Source organism: Anaerotruncus sp. G3(2012), assembly GCF_000403395.2.
In the GTDB taxonomy this organism is placed as follows: Bacteria; Bacillota; Clostridia; order Oscillospirales; family Ruminococcaceae; genus Anaerotruncus.
In genome coordinates this window covers 70,607-86,744 of sequence record NZ_KE159680.1, presented here as the reverse complement: position 1 = coordinate 86,744, position 16,138 = coordinate 70,607, and the positions used below count along the sequence as shown (strand labels likewise).

Here is a 16,138-nt window from a genome sequence, read left to right as displayed (position 1 = left end):
CTTAGAATTTGAGGCCGCCTTCACGGGCTGCTTCCGCAAGCTCTTTCACGCGCCCGTGGTAGATATATCCGCCGCGGTCGAACACAACCTCGGTGATGCCTTTATCGGCTGCTTTCTTGGCGATCGCGCTGCCGACCTTTTTCGCTGCTTCCTTGTTCCCGCCAAAACCTTCGAAGTCCTTATCCATCGACGAAGCCGCACACAGGGTGACGCCGTTCACATCGTCAATGATCTGGGCATAAATGTGTTTTGCGGAGCGGAAAACATCAAGACGCGGGCACTCGGGGGTGCCGCTGATCTTGGCTCTGACACGGACATGGCGTTTCAGCCGGGCTTTGTTCTTGTCAGGCTTTGTAATCATGGTGGTTCACTCCTTTACTTACTTCTTGCCCTTACCTGCTTTGCCTTCCTTGCGGATGATGACCTCGTCAACATACTTGATGCCCTTGCCCTTATAAGGCTCCGGCGGACGTTTCTCGCGGATTTCCGCTGCAAACTGCCCGACCTTCTGTTTGTCCGGGCCGTGGACGATGATCTTGTTGGGCGCAGGCACGTCGATCGTGATGTCCGCATTGTCCTCAAAGAAGACCTGATGCGAGAATCCGAGGGTCAGCACGAGCTGTTTGCCCTGCTTGGCGGCGCGGTAACCAACGCCGTTGATCTCCAGTTCCTTTTTGAACTCCTCGGTGACACCGTGGACCATGTTGGCAATCAGCGTGCGGGTGAGTCCATGCATGCTCTTTTCGATTTTCTCATCGTTGGGGCGGGTCACAATGATCTCGCTGCCCTCGAGCGCAATGCCGATCTCGGGGCGGAAGGTCTGGGTCAGGGTGCCCTTCGGGCCCTTGACAGTGACAGTGTGGCCGTCGATCTTCACATCGACGCCCGCCGGTACAGCGATGGGCTTTCTTCCAATTCTGCTCATTTCTGCCGTACCTCCCTTACCAGACAAACGCGAGGACTTCGCCGCCGACATGCGCCGCTCTGGCCTGACGGTCGGTCATGACGCCCTTGTTGGTGGAAAGGATCGCGGTTCCGAGACCTTTCATCACGCGGGGCATATCCTCACAGTTGGTGTAGATGCGCAGGCCGGGTTTGGAAACCCTGCGAAGCCCCTGGATTACCGGGGTCTTGCCCTGCCCGTATTTCAGGGTAACCTTGATGGTGCCCTGCTTGCCGTCTTCCACGACGGTGAAGTTTTTAATATATCCTTCATCCAACAAAATCTGAGCGATTGCTTTCTTCATGTTGGAAGCAGGAATATCGACAGTATCGTGTTTTGCGTTGTTCGCATTTCTGATACGTGTCAGCATGTCAGCGATCGTATCGGTGATATGCATGCCGTCAACCTCCTTTTGGCTCAGCTTTGTTTTTTACCAGCTTGCTTTCCTTACGCCCGGGATCTGCCCTTTATACGCCAGCTCTCTGAAGCAGATGCGGCAGATGCCAAATTTGCGAAGGTAAGCGTGCGGGCGGCCGCAGATCTTGCATCTGGTATATTCTCTTGTGGAGAATTTCGCCGGACGCTGCTGCTTAATCTTCATAGATGTTTTCGCCACGGTAATTCCTCCTTACTTCGCAAATGGAGCGCCCAGAAGCGTGAGCAGCTCGCGGGACTCTTCATCGGTTTTCGCAGTGGTGACAAAGCAGATGTCCATGCCGCGCACCTTGTCGATCTTGTCATAGTCGATCTCGGGGAAAATCAGCTGCTCGCGCAGGCCCATGTTGTAGTTGCCGCGCCCGTCGAACCCGTTGGGGTTGATGCCGCGGAAGTCGCGCACGCGGGGCAGCGCCACATTGAACAGCCGGTCGACAAACTCATACATCGTATCACCGCGCAGGGTGACCTTTGCACCGATGTTCATACCCTCGCGGAGCTTGAAGTTCGCGACGGATTTTTTCGCCTTGCAGACAATCGGCTTCTGGCCGGTGATCTTGGAAAGGTCCCCCATGATTGCGTCGATAATCTTCGGGTTGTCGCGCGCCTCGCCACAGCCCACATTGATGACAACCTTATCAAGCTTGGGGATCTGCATGACAGAGGTGTATCCAAATTTCTTCATCAGTGCAGGGGCGTATTCGTTCCTGTACTGGTCCTTCATTCTTGCCATGATCTCTCCTCCTCACTTAAAAAGTTTCACCGCATCCGGTGTTTTTGCACAGGCGTTGTTTTGTGCCGTCGTTCAAAATCTTGTGGGCAATCCGGGTCGGCTTGCCGCATTTGGGGCAGACAAGCATCACCTTGCAGGCATACATCGCGCCTTCGGCTTTTACGATGCCGCCCTGGTCGCCCATCTTGCGGGGCTTGACATGCTTGGTGACCATGTTGACATTCTCAACGATGACCTTGCGCTCCTTGGGGGAAACCTCCAGAACCTTGCCCTTTTTGCCCTTGTCCTTGCCGGACAGAACGATGACTGTATCGCCCTTTTTGACGTGAAGCTTATTCACTTTCGAGCCCTCCATTACAGCACCTCAGGAGCGAGGCTTAATATCTTGAGGTACTCCTTCTCACGGAGCTCCCTCGCTACCGGTCCAAAGATACGGGTACCTCTGGGGTTTTTATCTTCTCTGATGATAACCGCTGCGTTCTCGTCAAAGCGGATGTAGGTACCGTCGTCGCGGCGAACACCCTTTGCGGAACGAACGACAACTGCTTTGACAACGTCGCCCTTTTTCACCTGGCCACCGGGAGCGGCTTTCTTGACCGAAGCGACGATCACATCGCCGATATTCGCGTATCTTCTGCGGGAACCGCCGAGCACGCGGATGCACATCAGCTCTTTTGCGCCGGTGTTGTCGGCTACCTTGAGATAGGTCTGCATCTGAATCACAGTGCGTTCCTCCTTTCAGTCGGAATAATCTATCCAAAAAATGTTTATTTCGCTTTTGCGATGATCTGGGTCACTCTCCACCGTTTGTCTTTGGACAGGGGGCGGGTCTCCATGATCTCAACCTTGTCGCCGATGCCGCACTCGTTCTTCTCGTCATGCGCCTTGAACTTCACAGTGCGCTTGATGATCTTTTTATAAAGGGGGTGCTTGACATTGTCCTGAATGGCCACGACAACGGTTTTGTCCATCTTGTCGCTGACGACCATGCCGACACGGGTCTTTCTGAGGTTTCTCTCGCTCATATACCTTTCGTCCTCCCTTCCGCTTACTGCGCGCTCTTAAGCTCGTTCTGCCGGAGCAGGGTCTTGACGCGGGCGATGTCCTTTTTCACCGCGCTCAGACGGACCGGATTTTCGAGCTGGTTGATCGCATGCTGGAAGCGAAGGTTGAAAAGCTCGGCTTTGAGGTCAGACAGCTTCTCGGTCAGCTCAGCCGCGGTCATGTCTTTCATCTCGCTTGCCTTCATTCCGCTTCACTCCCCTTTTCTTCAGTCTCTTTGGTGATGAATTTGCACTTCACCGGCAGCTTGTGCATCGCAAGACGCATCGCCTCGCGCGCCAGCTCCTCGGAAACGCCGCCGATCTCAAACATGACACGGCCGGGCTTCACAACGGCGACCCAGTACTCCGGGCTGCCCTTACCGGAACCCATTCGGGTTTCAGCCGGCTTTTCGGTGATCGGCTTATCCGGGAAAATCTTGATCCATACCTGACCACCGCGCTTGATATAACGGGTCATGGCGATACGGGCAGCCTCGATCTGGTTGGAGGTGATCCAGGCCGGCTCGAGCGCCTGGAGGCCGTAATCACCGTAGGTGATGGTGTTGCCTCTTGTGGCCTTGCCTTTCAGGCGGCCTCTCTGTACCCTGCGGTACTTTACTCTCTTCGGCAGAAGCATTATTTATTGCCTCCTTCCTTGCGGGAACCTTTGCTGCCCCCAAGTACCTCCCCGGTGTAGATCCAGACCTTGACGCCGGTCTTGCCGTAGGTGGTGTCGGCCTCCGCGAAGCCGTAGTCGATGTCCGCGCGGATGGTCTGCAGGGGGATGGTACCCTCGTGGTAGTGCTCGCTTCTCGCGATGTCCGCGCCGCCCAGGCGCCCGGAAACCGCAATCTTGATGCCGCGTGCGCCAAACTTCATGGCGCGGCCGATCGCCTGCTTCATCGCGCGGCGGAAGGAAACGCGCCCCTCGAGCTGCGCGGCGATCGACTCGGCGACCAGCTGTGCGTTCTTATCCGGGCTCTTAACCTCCACCACGTTGATGAAGACCTGTTTGCGGTCGGCAGCGGCCTTGCCCTTGTTGATCATCTGATCGCAGAGCTTGCGCACACGCTCGATCTCGGCGCCGCCCTTGCCGATAACGATGCCGGGGCGGGCGCAGTGGACATGGATGCGCACCTTCGTGGCATCCCGCTCGATTTCAATTCTGGGGACTCCTGCGTCATACAGGGTTTTCTTTAAGAACTTGCGCAGCTTGTAATCCTCGACAAGGATATCGCCGAAAGCAGCGTCCTTAGCAAACCAGCGGGAATCCCAATCCTTAATGACTCCGACACGCAGACCGTGTGGATTTACTTTTTGTCCCATGATTTACCTCCTCCTTCGGCTTATTCCCGTTCTGCGACGGTGATGAAAACATGTGAAGTTCTCTTGAGCACCTGGAACGCACGTCCCTGCGCGCGGGGGCGGATACGTTTCATTGTGGGGCCGGGAACTACGTAGCACTCCGAGACATAGAGGTTTTCCCTGTCCATATCGAAGTTGTTCTCCGCGTTTGCCACGGCCGATTTCAGCAGCTTCTCCAGCGGCTCGCAGGCGGCCTTGGGAGTGTGCCTGAGAATTGCCATCGCCTGATCGGCGGGCTTGTTTCGAATAAGATCCAGCACGATCTGCACCTTACGGGGCGCGATACGAGCATGTCTCAACGAAGCTTTTGCTTCCATTGCTGATGTCCTCCTTTCGGCCACGTTTATTTGGTCTTTTTCGCGCCGGCATGGCCGCGATAGGTCCGGGTGGGAGCAAACTCGCCGAGCTTGTGCCCAACCATGTCCTCGGTCACATAGACCGGCACGTGCTTGCGTCCGTCATGGACCGCAAAGGTATGCCCGACAAAATCGGGGAAAATCGTCGAGGAACGGCTCCAGGTCTTGAGAACCTGCTTTTTCTCGCCGCTCTCGTTCATCTTCTGAACTCTCTCAAGCAGAACGGGCTGCACGAAAGGTCCTTTTTTAATGCTTCTTCCCATTGATGCATCTGCCTCCTTTCAGCCCGCTTTATTTCGCGTTGCGGCGTTTGACAATGAACTTGTCAGAACGGTTGTGTTTTGCACGAGTCTTGTAGCCCAGCGCAGGTTTGCCCCACGGGGTAACAGGCCCCGGACGTCCGACCGGGCTCTTGCCCTCACCACCACCGTGAGGATGGTCGCAGGGGTTCATGACCGAGCCGCGTACAGTCGGCCTCCAGCCCATGTGGCGGCGGCGGCCCGCTTTACCGTAGTTGACGTTCTCAGAATCGACATTGCCGACCTGGCCGATCGTCGCGATGCAGATTTCGGGGATGTTGCGCAGCTCGCCGGAAGGCAGCCGCACCAGCGCCATACCGTTCTCCTTCGCCATCAGCTGTGCCATAACGCCAGCCGAACGCGCCAGCTGCGCGCCTTTGCCGGGGTAAAGCTCGATGTTGTGGATGAAGGTACCGGTCGGGATGCTTGCCATCGGCAGCGCGTTGCCCGGCTTGATGTCCGCCTGTTTGCCCGAGACGACGGTATCCCCGACCTTCAGGCCGTTGGGGGCAATGATATAGCGTTTCTCGCCGTCCTCATACTGCACAAGCGCGATGTGCGCGGTGCGGTTGGGGTCGTACTCGAGGGTCAGGACGGTTGCCTTCATATCCGCCTTGTCCCGCTTGAAGTCGATCACGCGGTATTTGCGGCGGTTCCCGCCGCCGCGGTGGCGGACGGTGATGCGGCCCAGGTTGTTGCGGCCGGAGTGCTTTTTCAGGGTTTCGAGCAGGCTCTTTTCCGGTGCAACCTTCGACAGCCCGCTGTAGTCGGTGCAGGTCATCTGCCTGCGCGACGGGGTTGTCGGCTTATAGCTTTTGATAGCCATGCGGTTTCACTCCTCATTATTGTGTTGGCGGGGCTATGAGTACCCCATACGCGGCTCAGACGGGAGCCATTAAATCATGCTGTCGAAGAACTCGATGGTCTTGGAGCCTTCGGTCAGCGTGACGATCGCCTTCTTGGACGAAGCGGTATAGCCTGCGGTGCGGCCCATTCTTTTGAACTTGCCGCGGCAGGAGACCGTGTTGACCCTGGCAACCTTCACGCCCGGGAACAATCCCTCAACCGCTTGGGCGATCTCGATTTTGTTTGCGTCTTTCGCAACCTTAAAGGTGTACTTTCTGGACTGCACATTCTCCATCGAAGCCTCGGTGATGACCGGGCGGAGGATGATATCCTGCGGCGCTTTCATTATGCGTACACCTCCTCAATTTTGGCGATGGCGTCTTTCGCAACGATGAACTTGTCGCAGTTCACGATGTCATAGACATTGATGGTGTTGACCAGGGCGGTCTTGACGCCCGGGATGTTCGCCGCGCTCTTGATGAGCTTGTCGTTATGCTCAGGCATGACGATCAGCGCTTTTTTCTCAACGCCGAGCGCCTTGAGCATCTCAACGATCACTTTGGTCTTGTAGCTGTCGACCGAGATGTTGTCGACGACGATCAGGTCACTGGTCGCGACCTTATCCGAAAAGACCGATTTGATCGCCAGGCGGCGGACCTTCTTGTTCAGGGAATAGCTGTAGTCGCGGGGCTTGGGGCCGAGCGCGATGCCGCCCTTTCTCCACTGGGGAGCGCGGATCGAACCTTGTCTCGCATGGCCGGTGCCCTTCTGTCTCCACGGCTTTCTGCCGCCGCCGGAGACCTCGGTCCGGGTCAGGGTCGACTGGGTGCCCTGACGCTGGTTGGCGAGGTAGTTCACAACAACCTGGTGAACCACCACAGGGTTGGGCTCGATACCGAACACAGCCTCGGAGAGTTCCATTTCCGAAACGACCTTGCCGGCCATATCGTATACATTAACCTTTGGCATTTGTGTATCCTCCTTCCCTTACGCCTTAACGCTGTCACAGATGCTGACGACTCCGCCCTTGGGGCCGGGGATCGCACCTTTGATCGCGATCAGATTGTTTTCGGCGTCAATCTTGACGATTTCCAGATTCTGAACGGTGACCCGCTCTGCACCCAGGTGGCCCGGGAGCTTCTTGCCCTTCATAACGCGGGACGGATCGGAGCAGGCGCCCAGCGAACCCTGGTGACGTGCGACCGGGCCGCTGCCGTGGGTCTCTTTCAAGCGTCCGAAGTTGTAGCGTTTGATGGTACCGGCGTAGCCTTTACCTTTCGAGATGCCCACAACGTCGATCGCGTCGCCCACTGCGAAGGTGTCCGCTTTGATGATGTCGCCCACGCTCAGGACCGAGCAGTCTGCCAGGCGGAACTCGCGCAGCTCGCGCTTGTTTGCCACGCCGGCTTTGGCGAAGTGGCCCTTGCGGGGTTTGTTGACAGCCTTGTCGCTGATGTCGCCGAAACCGATCTGCACAGCTTCATAGCCGTCGTTTTCGGTTGTCTTCTTCTGGACAACAACACACGGGCCTGCCTCAACGACTGTTACGGGGATCACTTTGCCGTTCTCGTCAAAAAGCTGGGTCATGCCAATCTTTTTGCCTACGATGCACTTTTGCATACCTTTCTTTACCTCCTGCGGTTATTGGTCGGCTGCTGCCGACATGACCTGACGGCGGCTTGCCGTCGTCGGGGTTTTCCTGCCTCTTTATTAGAGCTTGATCTCAATCTCTACGCCGGCAGGCAGCTCAAGTCCGGTCAGGGCCTCAACGGTTTTGTTGGAGGGCCTGAGGATGTCGATGAGGCGCTTATGGGTCCTCATTTCGAACTGCTCACGGCTGTCCTTATATTTATGGACCGCCCGGAGAATGGTAACGATCTCCTTTTCGGTCGGCAGCGGGATCGGGCCGGAAACCCGCGCGCCGGTGCGCTTTGCGGTCTCCACGATCTTTTCCGCCGCGGTATCGACCAGCTGATGATCATACCCTTTGAGCCTGATTCTGATTTTTTCCTTGACTGCCACGAAACATCGCCTCCTTAAAGTTCTGCTTGAGGCGCTTTAGGACTGATGCCCCCTGCACACCGTTCCGGGTGTTCCGCGCTTCGGCATACAAAAAATCCGGGAAACCATCCTCGTGGTTCCGCCGGACTTTAGATACTGTCCGCCGCGCACCGATCCCCCTGGGATCAGGCAGGAATTGTTCAGTATTAAAGTCGCCCGGTTTAAAATCGGACATACTCCGCGGAAATTTCCCGCCTCATCGGGCGGCCACCTCCCGCATCATCGCATATCTTGTGCAGTCATGCCTGATTATAATACCATACCATTTTTACGATTGCAAGCATTTTTTCAACTTTTTTCGTAAAAACCTACAAAAAAATTTGGCTCATTTTGGCGGGGGATTTTGTGCAGTATTCTGCCCTGATCCCCCCTTGATTATTCCCAGAGGCTGCCGCCCCTTTTTCAAAGCCCCTGCCGGCCAGGCGGAACGGGCCTTTTTATGCCGCTGGCAGGACGCTGCGCGCTCCGGAAGGCATCCGCCGGACACGCAGACGGCTCCCATCCTTCGCCTCCTGCTTTTCCGCCAGATATTCCTCCAGGCACAGGCCCTTCTCGTACATCTCCGTGGCCGCTTCCACACCCACATAGCGGTAATGCCAGACCTCCTCCGCCACACCCGTGATGTCGGTTTTGTTCCCAGGGTAGCGGAAGATAAAGCCGTAGCGATAGCTGTTCTCCTGAAGCCAGAAATAGAGGTCGTAGATAGCGCCGTTGATGTCCACTGCCAGTCCAACCTGATGCTCGCTATACCCCGGAACAGCGACCCACTGCTCCGCCATCTGTTTGGCATTGCCTGGGGAATATCCCTGACTCTGATACTGGGCAATCTTATCCTCATAAAGGCGCTGCTGTGTTTCCTGCGTGCGGTAGCCGGACGCTATGATTGGGAGCTGGTCCAAATTGCTTTCCCTTGCGGCCTCCAGCATCGCCATCAAAGGGGTATAGATGCGCTTATCCACTTTTTCTCCGCCTGGCAGTTCGATCAGGGTGATCCCGTAGTCTGCGGGGATCGCATTTTGATGATTCACCAGTACCAGATTCCAGTCAGCATCCTTCTTTTCTATCCGGATCTCACGTACCAAGGAGCCAGCTGATGCGCTGCCCTGCACCTGCGGGGTTGTCAAAACGGGCAGGTTCGTTGGCGCTGGCTGAGGGGCGCTCGGGACAGGCGCTTTTTCGCCGGGCAAGCCGGGTGACAGGGCAACAGACGCACAAACAGCAAGCAGTGAGAGCGCCGCCAGCACCCCTCTCCGCGCAAAACGTGCCTGCCGCCTCCCTTGGATGCGGCAAAGATGGCCGTTCGGGACCCTCATTCCTTTCATCGAAACACTCCTTTTCGATTGTCTTTCAACACTTCCCGGATATTCGGAAAGATTCTCTTAGAACCTGTATTCATAATCAGGGGATGCCGGATGGGCGAGGGATTTTGCTGTCCTGCAAGGCGAAAAAACGCAGACAATACTTTGTGTATTGCAAGGTTTTTCAACGCGGCAGCCCGGCAAAAGACCCGCTCAGACGGTGGCGAATGGTTGTGAATACGGGTTCTTAATGATACAATTATACAATACAGATTTCTGTTGTACAAGAGCGCAAAAGAGATTGCAGGAAGATTTTCCGAGGCTGGGGATACCGTTTCAGATTCCTGGCCATCACCACAAAAAATCCCGCCGGACGCCTTGACGCGCCGGAAAAGATATGCTATACTGTGAAAGCTGTCCAAAGACAGCAGGTGTCGCAAAGACGTAAAGGGTTATTTCCCGCCTGCCGAGGAGATGCGTTTTGGCTGTTGCAGTTTTTTTGTAATAGATAAATGCTCTTTCCGCGGTGATGGGCGGAGAGGGCTTTTTCGTTTTGATAGATGCAAATTGACTTGGAGGTGAACAAATTGCCAAGCGCAAAGATTTTAGAGCAGAAGAAGCAGATGGTTGCTGACCTGACCGATAAGATCAAAGCTGCAGCCGCCGGTGTTGTCGTAGACTACAAAGGCATCAATGTGGCAGATGACACCAAGCTCCGTAAAGAGTTGCGTGAAGCGGGTGTCCATTATGCGGTCGTCAAGAACTCGATGCTCCGTTTTGCTGTGAAAGAGGCTGGCTATGAGGGACTGGATTCGGTTCTCGAGGGAACCACCGCAATCGCCCTCAGCGACAGCGACCCGGTCGCAGCTGCAAAGGTCCTGACCAAATACGCAAAAGACAGCAAGGGCAAATTCACGGTCAAAGCTGGTTTTGTTGACGGTGGCGTCATTGATGCGGCGAAAGTCGACGAACTGGGCAGCCTGCCCAGCCGCGAAGCTCTCCTTTCGATGCTGTGCAGCGCGCTGCAGGGCAACCTGAGAGGCCTGGCTGTGGCGCTCAACGCGATCGCCGAGAAAAACGGCGGAGAGGCCCCCGCTGCGGAATAAGCGGCATTACACAAGTTGAAGATTTGAAATTTAGGAGGTAACAATCATGGCTTCTGAGAAAATCCTGAAGTTTGTAGAAGAAGTGAAAACCCTCACCGTCCTCGAGCTGAACGAGCTTGTCAAGGCGATCGAGGAAGAGTTCGGCGTTTCGGCTGCGGCTCCGGTTATGATGGCTGGCCCGGTTGCGGATGGCGCTGCTGCTGCCGATGCAAAAACCGAGTTTGACGTAATCCTTGCCAGTGCGGGCGGCTCCAAGATGGGCGTTATCAAGCTGGTCAAAGAGATCACCGGTCTGGGCCTGAAAGAGGCAAAAGAGCTGGTCGACAACGCTCCGAAGCCGATCAAAGAGGGCATTTCGCAGGCGGATGCGGACGAGATCAAAAAGAAACTCGAGGATGCCGGCGCTACTGTCGAGATTAAATAAGGTTCTTCGATTTCAACCAATCCGGAAACAAAAGAAGATTGCACACGGCAGGCTGTCTGTGCAATCTTCTTCTTTTTGCCCGGAACACGTATTCAGTTGTTTTTCTTCGCTTCCTTTTTGGCCGCTTTGATATCGGTTATCCCGTTGGCGGCATTGACCTCCTGCATAAGCGCCTGCGCATACTGCTGGAACGACTCCGCCTCTTCCTTTTGCTGGATATTTACCGGGTGGTATTTGTCATCCTTGGTGTTGCTGGCTACCACAAACAGGGTCATCAGTTGTTTCCGGTCTTTGTCATACAGCGTCACATAGCCATTTTTCGCTTCCACCATGCCGAGGTCGTCCTTTCCCAGGTGGATGGGTTCACTGTAGCTCATATCCCCGCCATCAAAGGACAGCGGCACCAGATACAGGTCCCCCGGCTTGAACGCAACCGCATAATACCAGTAGCTGGTGGTGGTTGTCACCGTCCGGCCCCCGCCGCCGAGCGTGAGTTCCTCCCGGGTGCCGTAAGCCGCTGTATAGGACGCCCCGTTCGGCACCACCTTTTTTACAATCTCCTGAATCTTCTGCTTTTCCTCGCTGTTGGCGCCCTTTTTTTCATCAATCGTCATCTTGATATACACGGCCGCAAAAAGGACGACCAGTGCAATCCCTCCAATAATGATATACTGTGTCATAAGCAGTTCTCCCCTTTTTCTTGTTAATACAATCTGTTTTTAAATAGCGTTGCAATACGCATTGTTAAAATTCCCTTTCCCGTCTTTTATGTAGGTAACGTTGAAATCCCGCACTTCTGTGCACATATAGACCCGCGCAAACAGTGAATAGCTGGACTTCACCTCCATAAAAGAGATTTCCCCTAAGTCTTCCAGCCCCCACGACCTCCCACAGAATACGATTCCATCCTCATAAAAATCCAGGAAATCCCTGCAATGGAGGAGCGGGAAAAAGACCCATGCCGCAGCCCCCAGAACGATCAGGCCAGCCAGCAGCCCCGACAGAAAACTGACCGGGCCACTGTTTGGCGGATTCCCCCTGATTCCGGCAAGTATGACGACCCCAGCCAGCAGAATCCTCAGCGAAACCCGCAGCAGAATCTTTCCCTTATCAGCGCGGGCTTCGGCCAGTTTCCGGCCGGCGCGTTTTTGTCCTTCCATCTGTCGTTCAGCCCCTTTCCTATCTGGACTTTTCACGTCAATCTGTCCCCCGATTTTCCGTCACCGCTCTTTGTGCGGTAAAAAAGACTGTTTCTTTTTGCGGGGAAGGCCCCTCGCAATCGGCCCATGACTCCCTGATTATAGCACGTTCCTCTCTGTTTTTCCAGTTCTGTTTCGGTTCTGGCCGGCAGAAAATTTCTGCCGGTCCTCCGTCCGGGTAAACCAAGCAAAAGTCAAAAGCGGCATGACCCGTAATGGCCATGCCGCTCTGGTTTTATTCAGACTTCTCTGTCTCTTCCGGCTTGGAGGGATAAAGGGGCGGGGGTGCCGTTTTTCCGGCGCGGCGCTTCCCGGAACGCCGCGCAGTTCTCACCGCAATCAATACGATCAGCCCGCAGACCGCCGCCCAAAGGAGCAGCATCGGCCCACACTCGGCGGCAAAGAGGATCACGCCCTGGGTGGAATCGACCAGGTTCTGCCCGCCCCGGCGGAAGGATGCGGCGAGCTTTTCACCGAATGTCCTGGGGGCCGAAACGGTCTCATTATACTTGACCACCTCGCGCAGATCGAGGTTCAGGTACGAATAGGTAACCTGATTGTCCATCCGCTTGAGGGAGGCGGTCAGCCGCTCGATCTCATAGCGGACATTGGAAAGCGCCTGTTCCAGCGTGATGACATCCTCGAGCTTATCGGCCTTGCTGAGGATCTCCAGAAGGCGCTCCTCCTGGAGCCGGAGGGTAGAAAGGCGGGCTTCCGAATCAAAATACTGGTCGCTGATGTCCTCCATCGACTCACTCTTCGAAAGCAGGTTGCAGATGCCCCCAACCTCGCTGATCGTCTGGTCGAGCTTTTCGGAAGGGATGCGCGCCTGAATCGAAGCAGAGCGCTCCTGCACATATTCCCCACTGCGATGGTAGGAGTTTCCGTAGCTATCGATGCTCTGGCTTTCTATGTAGCCTCCCTTTTCCTCAATAAGAGCGGAAATCTGCTGCAATGACTGGTCGAACTCGAGCGTCTCGAGCGAAAGGTTGCTGTGCTTGATGATCTTGCGGCTCTCGAGCGGAGCGGTTTCGTTGGGGACGGGAACTGGTCCATCCTCCATCTCCCCCATATCCCCCATAGCAACCGATATCGCGGTCTCCTGCGCAGCTTGCTCTCGTTTGTAAAAACCGCCGCCGGACTGTGCAACAGCAGAGGGGGTATCTGCTGGCATAGCGGCGGCCGAAGAAGACACTGCGTAACCTTCCTTCATGTTGCTCATGACAGCTCCCGGGCTGCCGCCTCCACAGGCGCTCAAAAGCAGTACAGCCGCGGTCGCTGCGGCAAGCAGTGTAAAAGCATTCCGTTTCATAGAGCGATACCTCCGTTTCATCCTGTATGGGCTTTCTGTTTGACCGGCAAAACCGCCGCGAACTTCCAAAGAATCGGTTGGGTGCCTTTTGAAAGCTTTCTAATGATAAAGTGCGGGAAAAACGGGGAATTGTTGCACCCTGACGAAAAAAACTGCAAGACAGCCCACAGGGGCGCCGCGGCATATGCCGCGGCGCCCCTGTATGGATATGATTACAGGTGCTTAGAACCTGTTTCGTATTTAGAACCTGTATTCATAATCAGGGGATGCCGGATGGGCGAGGGATTTTGCTGCCCTGCGAGGCGAAAAAACGCAGACGATACTCTTTGTGTATTGCAAGATTTTTCAACGCGGCAGGCCGGCAAAAGACCCGCTCAGACGATATCAAATGGTTGTGAATACGGGTTCTTATATGCAAGGGGGCTTTTTCACTTGCAAAAAGCCCCCTCTTGCCGCTTCGCGGCAATTCACCCGAAAAATGCGCTTCACAGGAGAAAGCGTTCCGCCGCGTGCGCGCGGCGGCGGGGGCGCTGCCCCTCGACCCCGCCACCTTTGAAAAGGTGGACGAAACTTTTAAACAAGGATCGGGTAAAAAAGCGCTCCTAGTCTGCCGGGGTGGGGCCTGCGGGGAGGGGGCGCTGACCCCTATCCCGCAAGGCAAACTGAGGGGGCGTCGCGGCGGATGCCGCGCTTCGGACCGTAGGTCCGAGAAGACCCCCGAAGAAGGGCGCTTGCGTCCCGGAAGTTTGGTCTGGAACCCAAACTTCCGTTGCCTCACTGCCCCTCGACCCCGCAATTTTTTGAAAAAAATCGAGTAAAACTTTAGGGCTTGTTTGAAAATAGAGAAATAGACGGATGGTTCGTAAAAAGCGAGCGGTTGCAAGGAAAAAAGCACAGGAATGCTTGCTGTATTCCGCGCATTTTTGACGCGGCAGCTGCCGCTTTTTGTAGAAAAAGACGGCTATTTCGATTTTTCAAACAGCCCCTAAATGCTAAACAGGTTCTTACAGTTACATGCGGCGTCTGCGCCGGCGCGCCTTGTAACGGCGGCGGTTATGGTTGCGAATCATCATCAGGGCGATATAGAGCACCAGTATAACCACAAAAAAGACCAGCACAAATTTAAAAAGGAAAGTGTCCAGAAAACTTTTCGCCTGATCGAGATAATAGAGGGATTTGCTGAGCGGGACCGTCTCAGCAGCGACCAGATCGACCGTCCCCAGCTCCTCCCCTGCAAGTACGATCTTCAAACTGCCGATCTTCTGCCCCTTCTTAATTGGGGCGTCGATGATCTGCGGATAGTCGGGGATCGGGGAAACATCGTCCTTGCCGGTTTCCTTGGGCACAAGGTAGGAGAAGCTGCTCGCTGCAAGCAGGTTAATCTTGTCCACATCCCAGTTCAGCCGCACCGCAACCTCGGTAGCCTCCTCCCCTGCTTCCATCAGGGTCTTGACCTCAAAGGTATCGAATGCCCAGTCATAGAGCTTGCGGGTATCGAACCAGGGAAGGAAATTCTGATAGGCGATCCCGTCCGGGCTTTTGGCGGGGGCTCCCAGACAGACCAATAGATAACTGTATCCGTCACGGGTGGCGGTCGAGATGAAATTCCGGATGTTCTGGTCGGGAAGCGAGCCGGTCTTGACCCCTTTCAGCCCTTCGTAATAATCCTCGTTGCCCGGCTTCTGCATATTGTTGATGCTGGTCCAGAGGATCCCGTTTGGATGGCGCTCGGTCGGATCGGAGGTATAGACCAGGGTGGTCACGATTTCGACAAATTTGTCGTTCTCCATCGCATATTTGGCGATCAGCGCCATGTCATAGGCTGTGGTGTAACTGTTCTCGCTGTAAAGACCGCTCGCATTGGCAAAGTTGGTGTTTTTTGCGCCGATCTCCCGCGCTTTTTCGTTCATCATCTCGCAGAACCGCTCGATACTGCCGTCCCCTACAAAGTCGGCAACCATCATGGCCGCCTCGTTTGCCGACTGGAGCATCATTGCATAGAGCAGGTCGCGCACCTTCAGTTCTTCGTTGAGATAGATGCCGCCGAGGGTATCCACCTGGAGGTTATAAAGCTCGTTCTGGATGTAGGCTTTTAACGGGGTGGTTTCCTCAAGGTCAAGGCCGCTCTCAAGGGCGACAATGCAGGTCATAATCTTGGTCAGCGAAGCGGGCGGCATCCGTACATCCGGTGATTTCTGATAGATTGGGGTATCCGAATCGAGGTTAAGCATATAGATCGCCTGCGAATACAGCTCCTGTTCGAATGAGGGCTTGTACCGGTTGAGGCTGTCCACCGCCGAAACATCGCCGGGAGCCGCAGCGCCGGAGGACGCTTCGGAAGAAGCGCTGCTCGAGCTGCTTCCCTCGGACGAAGAACCGGATGAGGCAGGTTCAGACGAGGACGCATCCGCGCTGCTTGAGCCGCCGGAAGAGCCTGTGGCAAAAACCGGGACCGCCAGCGAGGCGCAGAGGATCCATATCGCAAGCAGAAAAGCGCATTTTTTCATCGTGCCCAAACCATTCTCCGCTGCCGGAAGCGGACAATCACAACAGGCCGTTCCAGCGGCAAATTTTGGATCGGCCAAAGAAAGAATTGCAGGAAAAGGGGAATTATGCTAAACTGTTCCTGTATAGACTGGCGGAACAGGCGAATATATGATTAGTATACCAAAATTCCGCTGAAAAGGAAAGCAAATTTTCTATAAACTTTCATTGGGG

At 55.2% G+C, this 16,138-nt stretch carries 24 protein-coding genes, 1 pseudogene and 1 other annotated feature; of the genes and pseudogenes, 2 read left to right on the top strand and 23 right to left on the bottom strand.

What is annotated here, in order from left to right:
* Nucleotide 1 precedes the first annotated feature (1 nt).
* From rplR to C814_RS24745, 19 genes and pseudogenes are all read right to left on the bottom strand, one after another.
* The gene (gene rplR, locus C814_RS21605; RefSeq protein ID WP_016317589.1) at nt 2–361 is read right to left on the bottom strand and encodes a 50S ribosomal protein L18; all 360 of its coding nucleotides are present in this window, start codon (nt 359–361) and stop codon (nt 2–4) included.
* An 18-nt stretch (nt 362–379) separates the two neighbouring features.
* Complete coding sequence (gene rplF / locus C814_RS21600; protein WP_016317588.1) at nt 380–925, bottom strand: 50S ribosomal protein L6; 546 nt, start codon at nt 923–925, stop codon at nt 380–382.
* 16 nt (nt 926–941) lie between these two features.
* Nucleotides 942–1,340, bottom strand: a complete 399-nt coding sequence (rpsH, locus tag C814_RS21595; protein WP_016317587.1) for a 30S ribosomal protein S8 — start codon at nt 1,338–1,340, stop codon at nt 942–944.
* A gap of 33 nt (nt 1,341–1,373) precedes the next feature.
* Nucleotides 1,374–1,559, bottom strand: coding sequence for a type Z 30S ribosomal protein S14 (locus tag C814_RS21590; RefSeq protein ID WP_016317586.1), 186 nt, complete (start codon nt 1,557–1,559; stop codon nt 1,374–1,376).
* Nucleotides 1,560–1,571: 12 nt separating this feature from the next.
* Nucleotides 1,572–2,111 (bottom strand): 50S ribosomal protein L5, encoded by a 540-nt coding sequence (gene rplE / locus C814_RS21585; protein WP_016317585.1) that lies wholly within the window; start codon nt 2,109–2,111, stop codon nt 1,572–1,574.
* Between the two features lie 16 nt (nt 2,112–2,127).
* Nucleotides 2,128–2,451, bottom strand: a complete 324-nt coding sequence (gene rplX / locus C814_RS21580) for a 50S ribosomal protein L24 (protein ID WP_031219995.1) — start codon at nt 2,449–2,451, stop codon at nt 2,128–2,130.
* Between the two features lie 14 nt (nt 2,452–2,465).
* Entirely contained in the window at nt 2,466–2,834 is a 369-nt protein-coding gene (gene rplN / locus C814_RS21575) for a 50S ribosomal protein L14 (RefSeq protein ID WP_016317583.1), read from the bottom strand.
* A gap of 44 nt (nt 2,835–2,878) precedes the next feature.
* A complete protein-coding gene (gene rpsQ, locus C814_RS21570) occupies nt 2,879–3,136 on the bottom strand; it encodes a 30S ribosomal protein S17 (protein ID WP_016317582.1) in 258 nt (85 codons plus the stop codon).
* A 23-nt stretch (nt 3,137–3,159) separates the two neighbouring features.
* Nucleotides 3,160–3,360, bottom strand: a complete 201-nt coding sequence (gene rpmC, locus C814_RS21565) for a 50S ribosomal protein L29 (RefSeq protein WP_016317581.1) — start codon at nt 3,358–3,360, stop codon at nt 3,160–3,162.
* A complete protein-coding gene (gene rplP / locus C814_RS21560; RefSeq protein ID WP_016317580.1) occupies nt 3,357–3,791 on the bottom strand; it encodes a 50S ribosomal protein L16 in 435 nt (144 codons plus the stop codon). Before rplP ends, rpmC begins: the two co-directional genes overlap by 4 nt.
* Entirely contained in the window at nt 3,791–4,480 is a 690-nt protein-coding gene (gene rpsC / locus C814_RS21555; protein WP_016317579.1) for a 30S ribosomal protein S3, read from the bottom strand. Before rpsC ends, rplP begins: the two co-directional genes overlap by 1 nt.
* Before the next feature lie 20 nt (nt 4,481–4,500).
* Nucleotides 4,501–4,836 carry a 50S ribosomal protein L22 gene (rplV, locus tag C814_RS21550; RefSeq protein WP_016317578.1) on the bottom strand — a complete coding sequence of 112 codons (336 nt, stop codon included), beginning with the start codon at nt 4,834–4,836 and terminating at the stop codon, nt 4,501–4,503.
* Between the two features lie 26 nt (nt 4,837–4,862).
* Nucleotides 4,863–5,138 carry a 30S ribosomal protein S19 gene (gene rpsS / locus C814_RS21545; RefSeq protein ID WP_016317577.1) on the bottom strand — a complete coding sequence of 92 codons (276 nt, stop codon included), beginning with the start codon at nt 5,136–5,138 and terminating at the stop codon, nt 4,863–4,865.
* Between the two features lie 28 nt (nt 5,139–5,166).
* The gene (gene rplB, locus C814_RS21540) at nt 5,167–6,000 is read right to left on the bottom strand and encodes a 50S ribosomal protein L2 (RefSeq protein ID WP_016317576.1); all 834 of its coding nucleotides are present in this window, start codon (nt 5,998–6,000) and stop codon (nt 5,167–5,169) included.
* Nucleotides 6,001–6,069: 69 nt separating this feature from the next.
* Nucleotides 6,070–6,366 carry a 50S ribosomal protein L23 gene (gene rplW / locus C814_RS21535; RefSeq protein ID WP_016317575.1) on the bottom strand — a complete coding sequence of 99 codons (297 nt, stop codon included), beginning with the start codon at nt 6,364–6,366 and terminating at the stop codon, nt 6,070–6,072.
* Nucleotides 6,366–6,989 carry a 50S ribosomal protein L4 gene (gene rplD, locus C814_RS21530; RefSeq protein ID WP_016317574.1) on the bottom strand — a complete coding sequence of 208 codons (624 nt, stop codon included), beginning with the start codon at nt 6,987–6,989 and terminating at the stop codon, nt 6,366–6,368. The genes rplW and rplD overlap by 1 nt, the downstream gene beginning before the upstream one ends.
* Nucleotides 6,990–7,007: 18 nt before the next feature.
* Nucleotides 7,008–7,640 (bottom strand): 50S ribosomal protein L3, encoded by a 633-nt coding sequence (rplC, locus tag C814_RS21525; protein WP_016317573.1) that lies wholly within the window; start codon nt 7,638–7,640, stop codon nt 7,008–7,010.
* Nucleotides 7,641–7,730: 90 nt separating this feature from the next.
* Entirely contained in the window at nt 7,731–8,042 is a 312-nt protein-coding gene (rpsJ, locus tag C814_RS21520) for a 30S ribosomal protein S10 (protein ID WP_016317572.1), read from the bottom strand.
* Between the two features lie 551 nt (nt 8,043–8,593).
* Nucleotides 8,594–9,133 (bottom strand): annotated as a pseudogene (locus C814_RS24745) (D-alanyl-D-alanine carboxypeptidase family protein); the annotation flags it as partial.
* Between the two features lie 646 nt (nt 9,134–9,779).
* Nucleotides 9,780–9,938 (top strand) — a sequence feature (ribosomal protein L10 leader region).
* Nucleotides 9,939–9,966: 28 nt separating this feature from the next.
* Between C814_RS24745 and rplJ the strand changes: the two are divergent.
* Nucleotides 9,967–10,485 carry a 50S ribosomal protein L10 gene (gene rplJ / locus C814_RS21515; protein ID WP_016317570.1) on the top strand — a complete coding sequence of 173 codons (519 nt, stop codon included), beginning with the start codon at nt 9,967–9,969 and terminating at the stop codon, nt 10,483–10,485.
* A gap of 46 nt (nt 10,486–10,531) precedes the next feature.
* Nucleotides 10,532–10,909 (top strand): 50S ribosomal protein L7/L12, encoded by a 378-nt coding sequence (rplL, locus tag C814_RS21510; protein ID WP_016317569.1) that lies wholly within the window; start codon nt 10,532–10,534, stop codon nt 10,907–10,909.
* A gap of 92 nt (nt 10,910–11,001) precedes the next feature.
* Here the strand turns inward: rplL and C814_RS21505 are convergent, their stop codons facing one another.
* The 4 genes from C814_RS21505 to C814_RS21490 form a co-directional block, all read right to left on the bottom strand.
* The gene (locus C814_RS21505) at nt 11,002–11,589 is read right to left on the bottom strand and encodes a hypothetical protein (protein ID WP_016317568.1); all 588 of its coding nucleotides are present in this window, start codon (nt 11,587–11,589) and stop codon (nt 11,002–11,004) included.
* Nucleotides 11,590–11,628: 39 nt separating this feature from the next.
* Nucleotides 11,629–12,069 carry a hypothetical protein gene (locus C814_RS21500; protein WP_016317567.1) on the bottom strand — a complete coding sequence of 147 codons (441 nt, stop codon included), beginning with the start codon at nt 12,067–12,069 and terminating at the stop codon, nt 11,629–11,631.
* Nucleotides 12,070–12,343: 274 nt separating this feature from the next.
* Nucleotides 12,344–13,420, bottom strand: coding sequence for a DUF4349 domain-containing protein (locus tag C814_RS21495; RefSeq protein WP_016317566.1), 1,077 nt, complete (start codon nt 13,418–13,420; stop codon nt 12,344–12,346).
* Between the two features lie 1,010 nt (nt 13,421–14,430).
* Complete coding sequence (locus tag C814_RS21490; protein WP_022788625.1) at nt 14,431–15,927, bottom strand: D-alanyl-D-alanine carboxypeptidase family protein; 1,497 nt, start codon at nt 15,925–15,927, stop codon at nt 14,431–14,433.
* Between the last annotated feature and the right edge of the window lie 211 nt (nt 15,928–16,138).

What these genes read in the sequence shown, in the direction of transcription:
- C814_RS21495 (WP_016317566.1), bottom strand. Translation starts at nt 13,420, where the DNA reads ATGAAACGGAATGCTTTTACACTGCTTGCCGCAGCGACCGCGGCTGTA.
- rplP (WP_016317580.1), bottom strand. Translation starts at nt 3,791, where the DNA reads ATGCTTCTGCCGAAGAGAGTAAAGTACCGCAGGGTACAGAGAGGCCGC.
- C814_RS21505 (WP_016317568.1), bottom strand. Translation starts at nt 11,589, where the DNA reads ATGACACAGTATATCATTATTGGAGGGATTGCACTGGTCGTCCTTTTT.
- C814_RS21500 (WP_016317567.1), bottom strand. Translation starts at nt 12,069, where the DNA reads ATGGAAGGACAAAAACGCGCCGGCCGGAAACTGGCCGAAGCCCGCGCT.
- rplW (WP_016317575.1), bottom strand. Translation starts at nt 6,366, where the DNA reads ATGAAAGCGCCGCAGGATATCATCCTCCGCCCGGTCATCACCGAGGCT.
- rpsS (WP_016317577.1), bottom strand. Translation starts at nt 5,138, where the DNA reads ATGGGAAGAAGCATTAAAAAAGGACCTTTCGTGCAGCCCGTTCTGCTT.
- rplC (WP_016317573.1), bottom strand. Translation starts at nt 7,640, where the DNA reads ATGCAAAAGTGCATCGTAGGCAAAAAGATTGGCATGACCCAGCTTTTT.
- C814_RS21490 (WP_022788625.1), bottom strand. Translation starts at nt 15,927, where the DNA reads ATGAAAAAATGCGCTTTTCTGCTTGCGATATGGATCCTCTGCGCCTCG.
- rplB (WP_016317576.1), bottom strand. Translation starts at nt 6,000, where the DNA reads ATGGCTATCAAAAGCTATAAGCCGACAACCCCGTCGCGCAGGCAGATG.
- rplV (WP_016317578.1), bottom strand. Translation starts at nt 4,836, where the DNA reads ATGGAAGCAAAAGCTTCGTTGAGACATGCTCGTATCGCGCCCCGTAAG.
- rplF (WP_016317588.1), bottom strand. Translation starts at nt 925, where the DNA reads ATGAGCAGAATTGGAAGAAAGCCCATCGCTGTACCGGCGGGCGTCGAT.
- rplL (WP_016317569.1), top strand. Translation starts at nt 10,532, where the DNA reads ATGGCTTCTGAGAAAATCCTGAAGTTTGTAGAAGAAGTGAAAACCCTC.
- rplR (WP_016317589.1), bottom strand. Translation starts at nt 361, where the DNA reads ATGATTACAAAGCCTGACAAGAACAAAGCCCGGCTGAAACGCCATGTC.
- rplD (WP_016317574.1), bottom strand. Translation starts at nt 6,989, where the DNA reads ATGCCAAAGGTTAATGTATACGATATGGCCGGCAAGGTCGTTTCGGAA.
- rpsC (WP_016317579.1), bottom strand. Translation starts at nt 4,480, where the DNA reads ATGGGACAAAAAGTAAATCCACACGGTCTGCGTGTCGGAGTCATTAAG.
- rpmC (WP_016317581.1), bottom strand. Translation starts at nt 3,360, where the DNA reads ATGAAGGCAAGCGAGATGAAAGACATGACCGCGGCTGAGCTGACCGAG.
- rpsQ (WP_016317582.1), bottom strand. Translation starts at nt 3,136, where the DNA reads ATGAGCGAGAGAAACCTCAGAAAGACCCGTGTCGGCATGGTCGTCAGC.
- rpsH (WP_016317587.1), bottom strand. Translation starts at nt 1,340, where the DNA reads ATGCATATCACCGATACGATCGCTGACATGCTGACACGTATCAGAAAT.
- rplE (WP_016317585.1), bottom strand. Translation starts at nt 2,111, where the DNA reads ATGGCAAGAATGAAGGACCAGTACAGGAACGAATACGCCCCTGCACTG.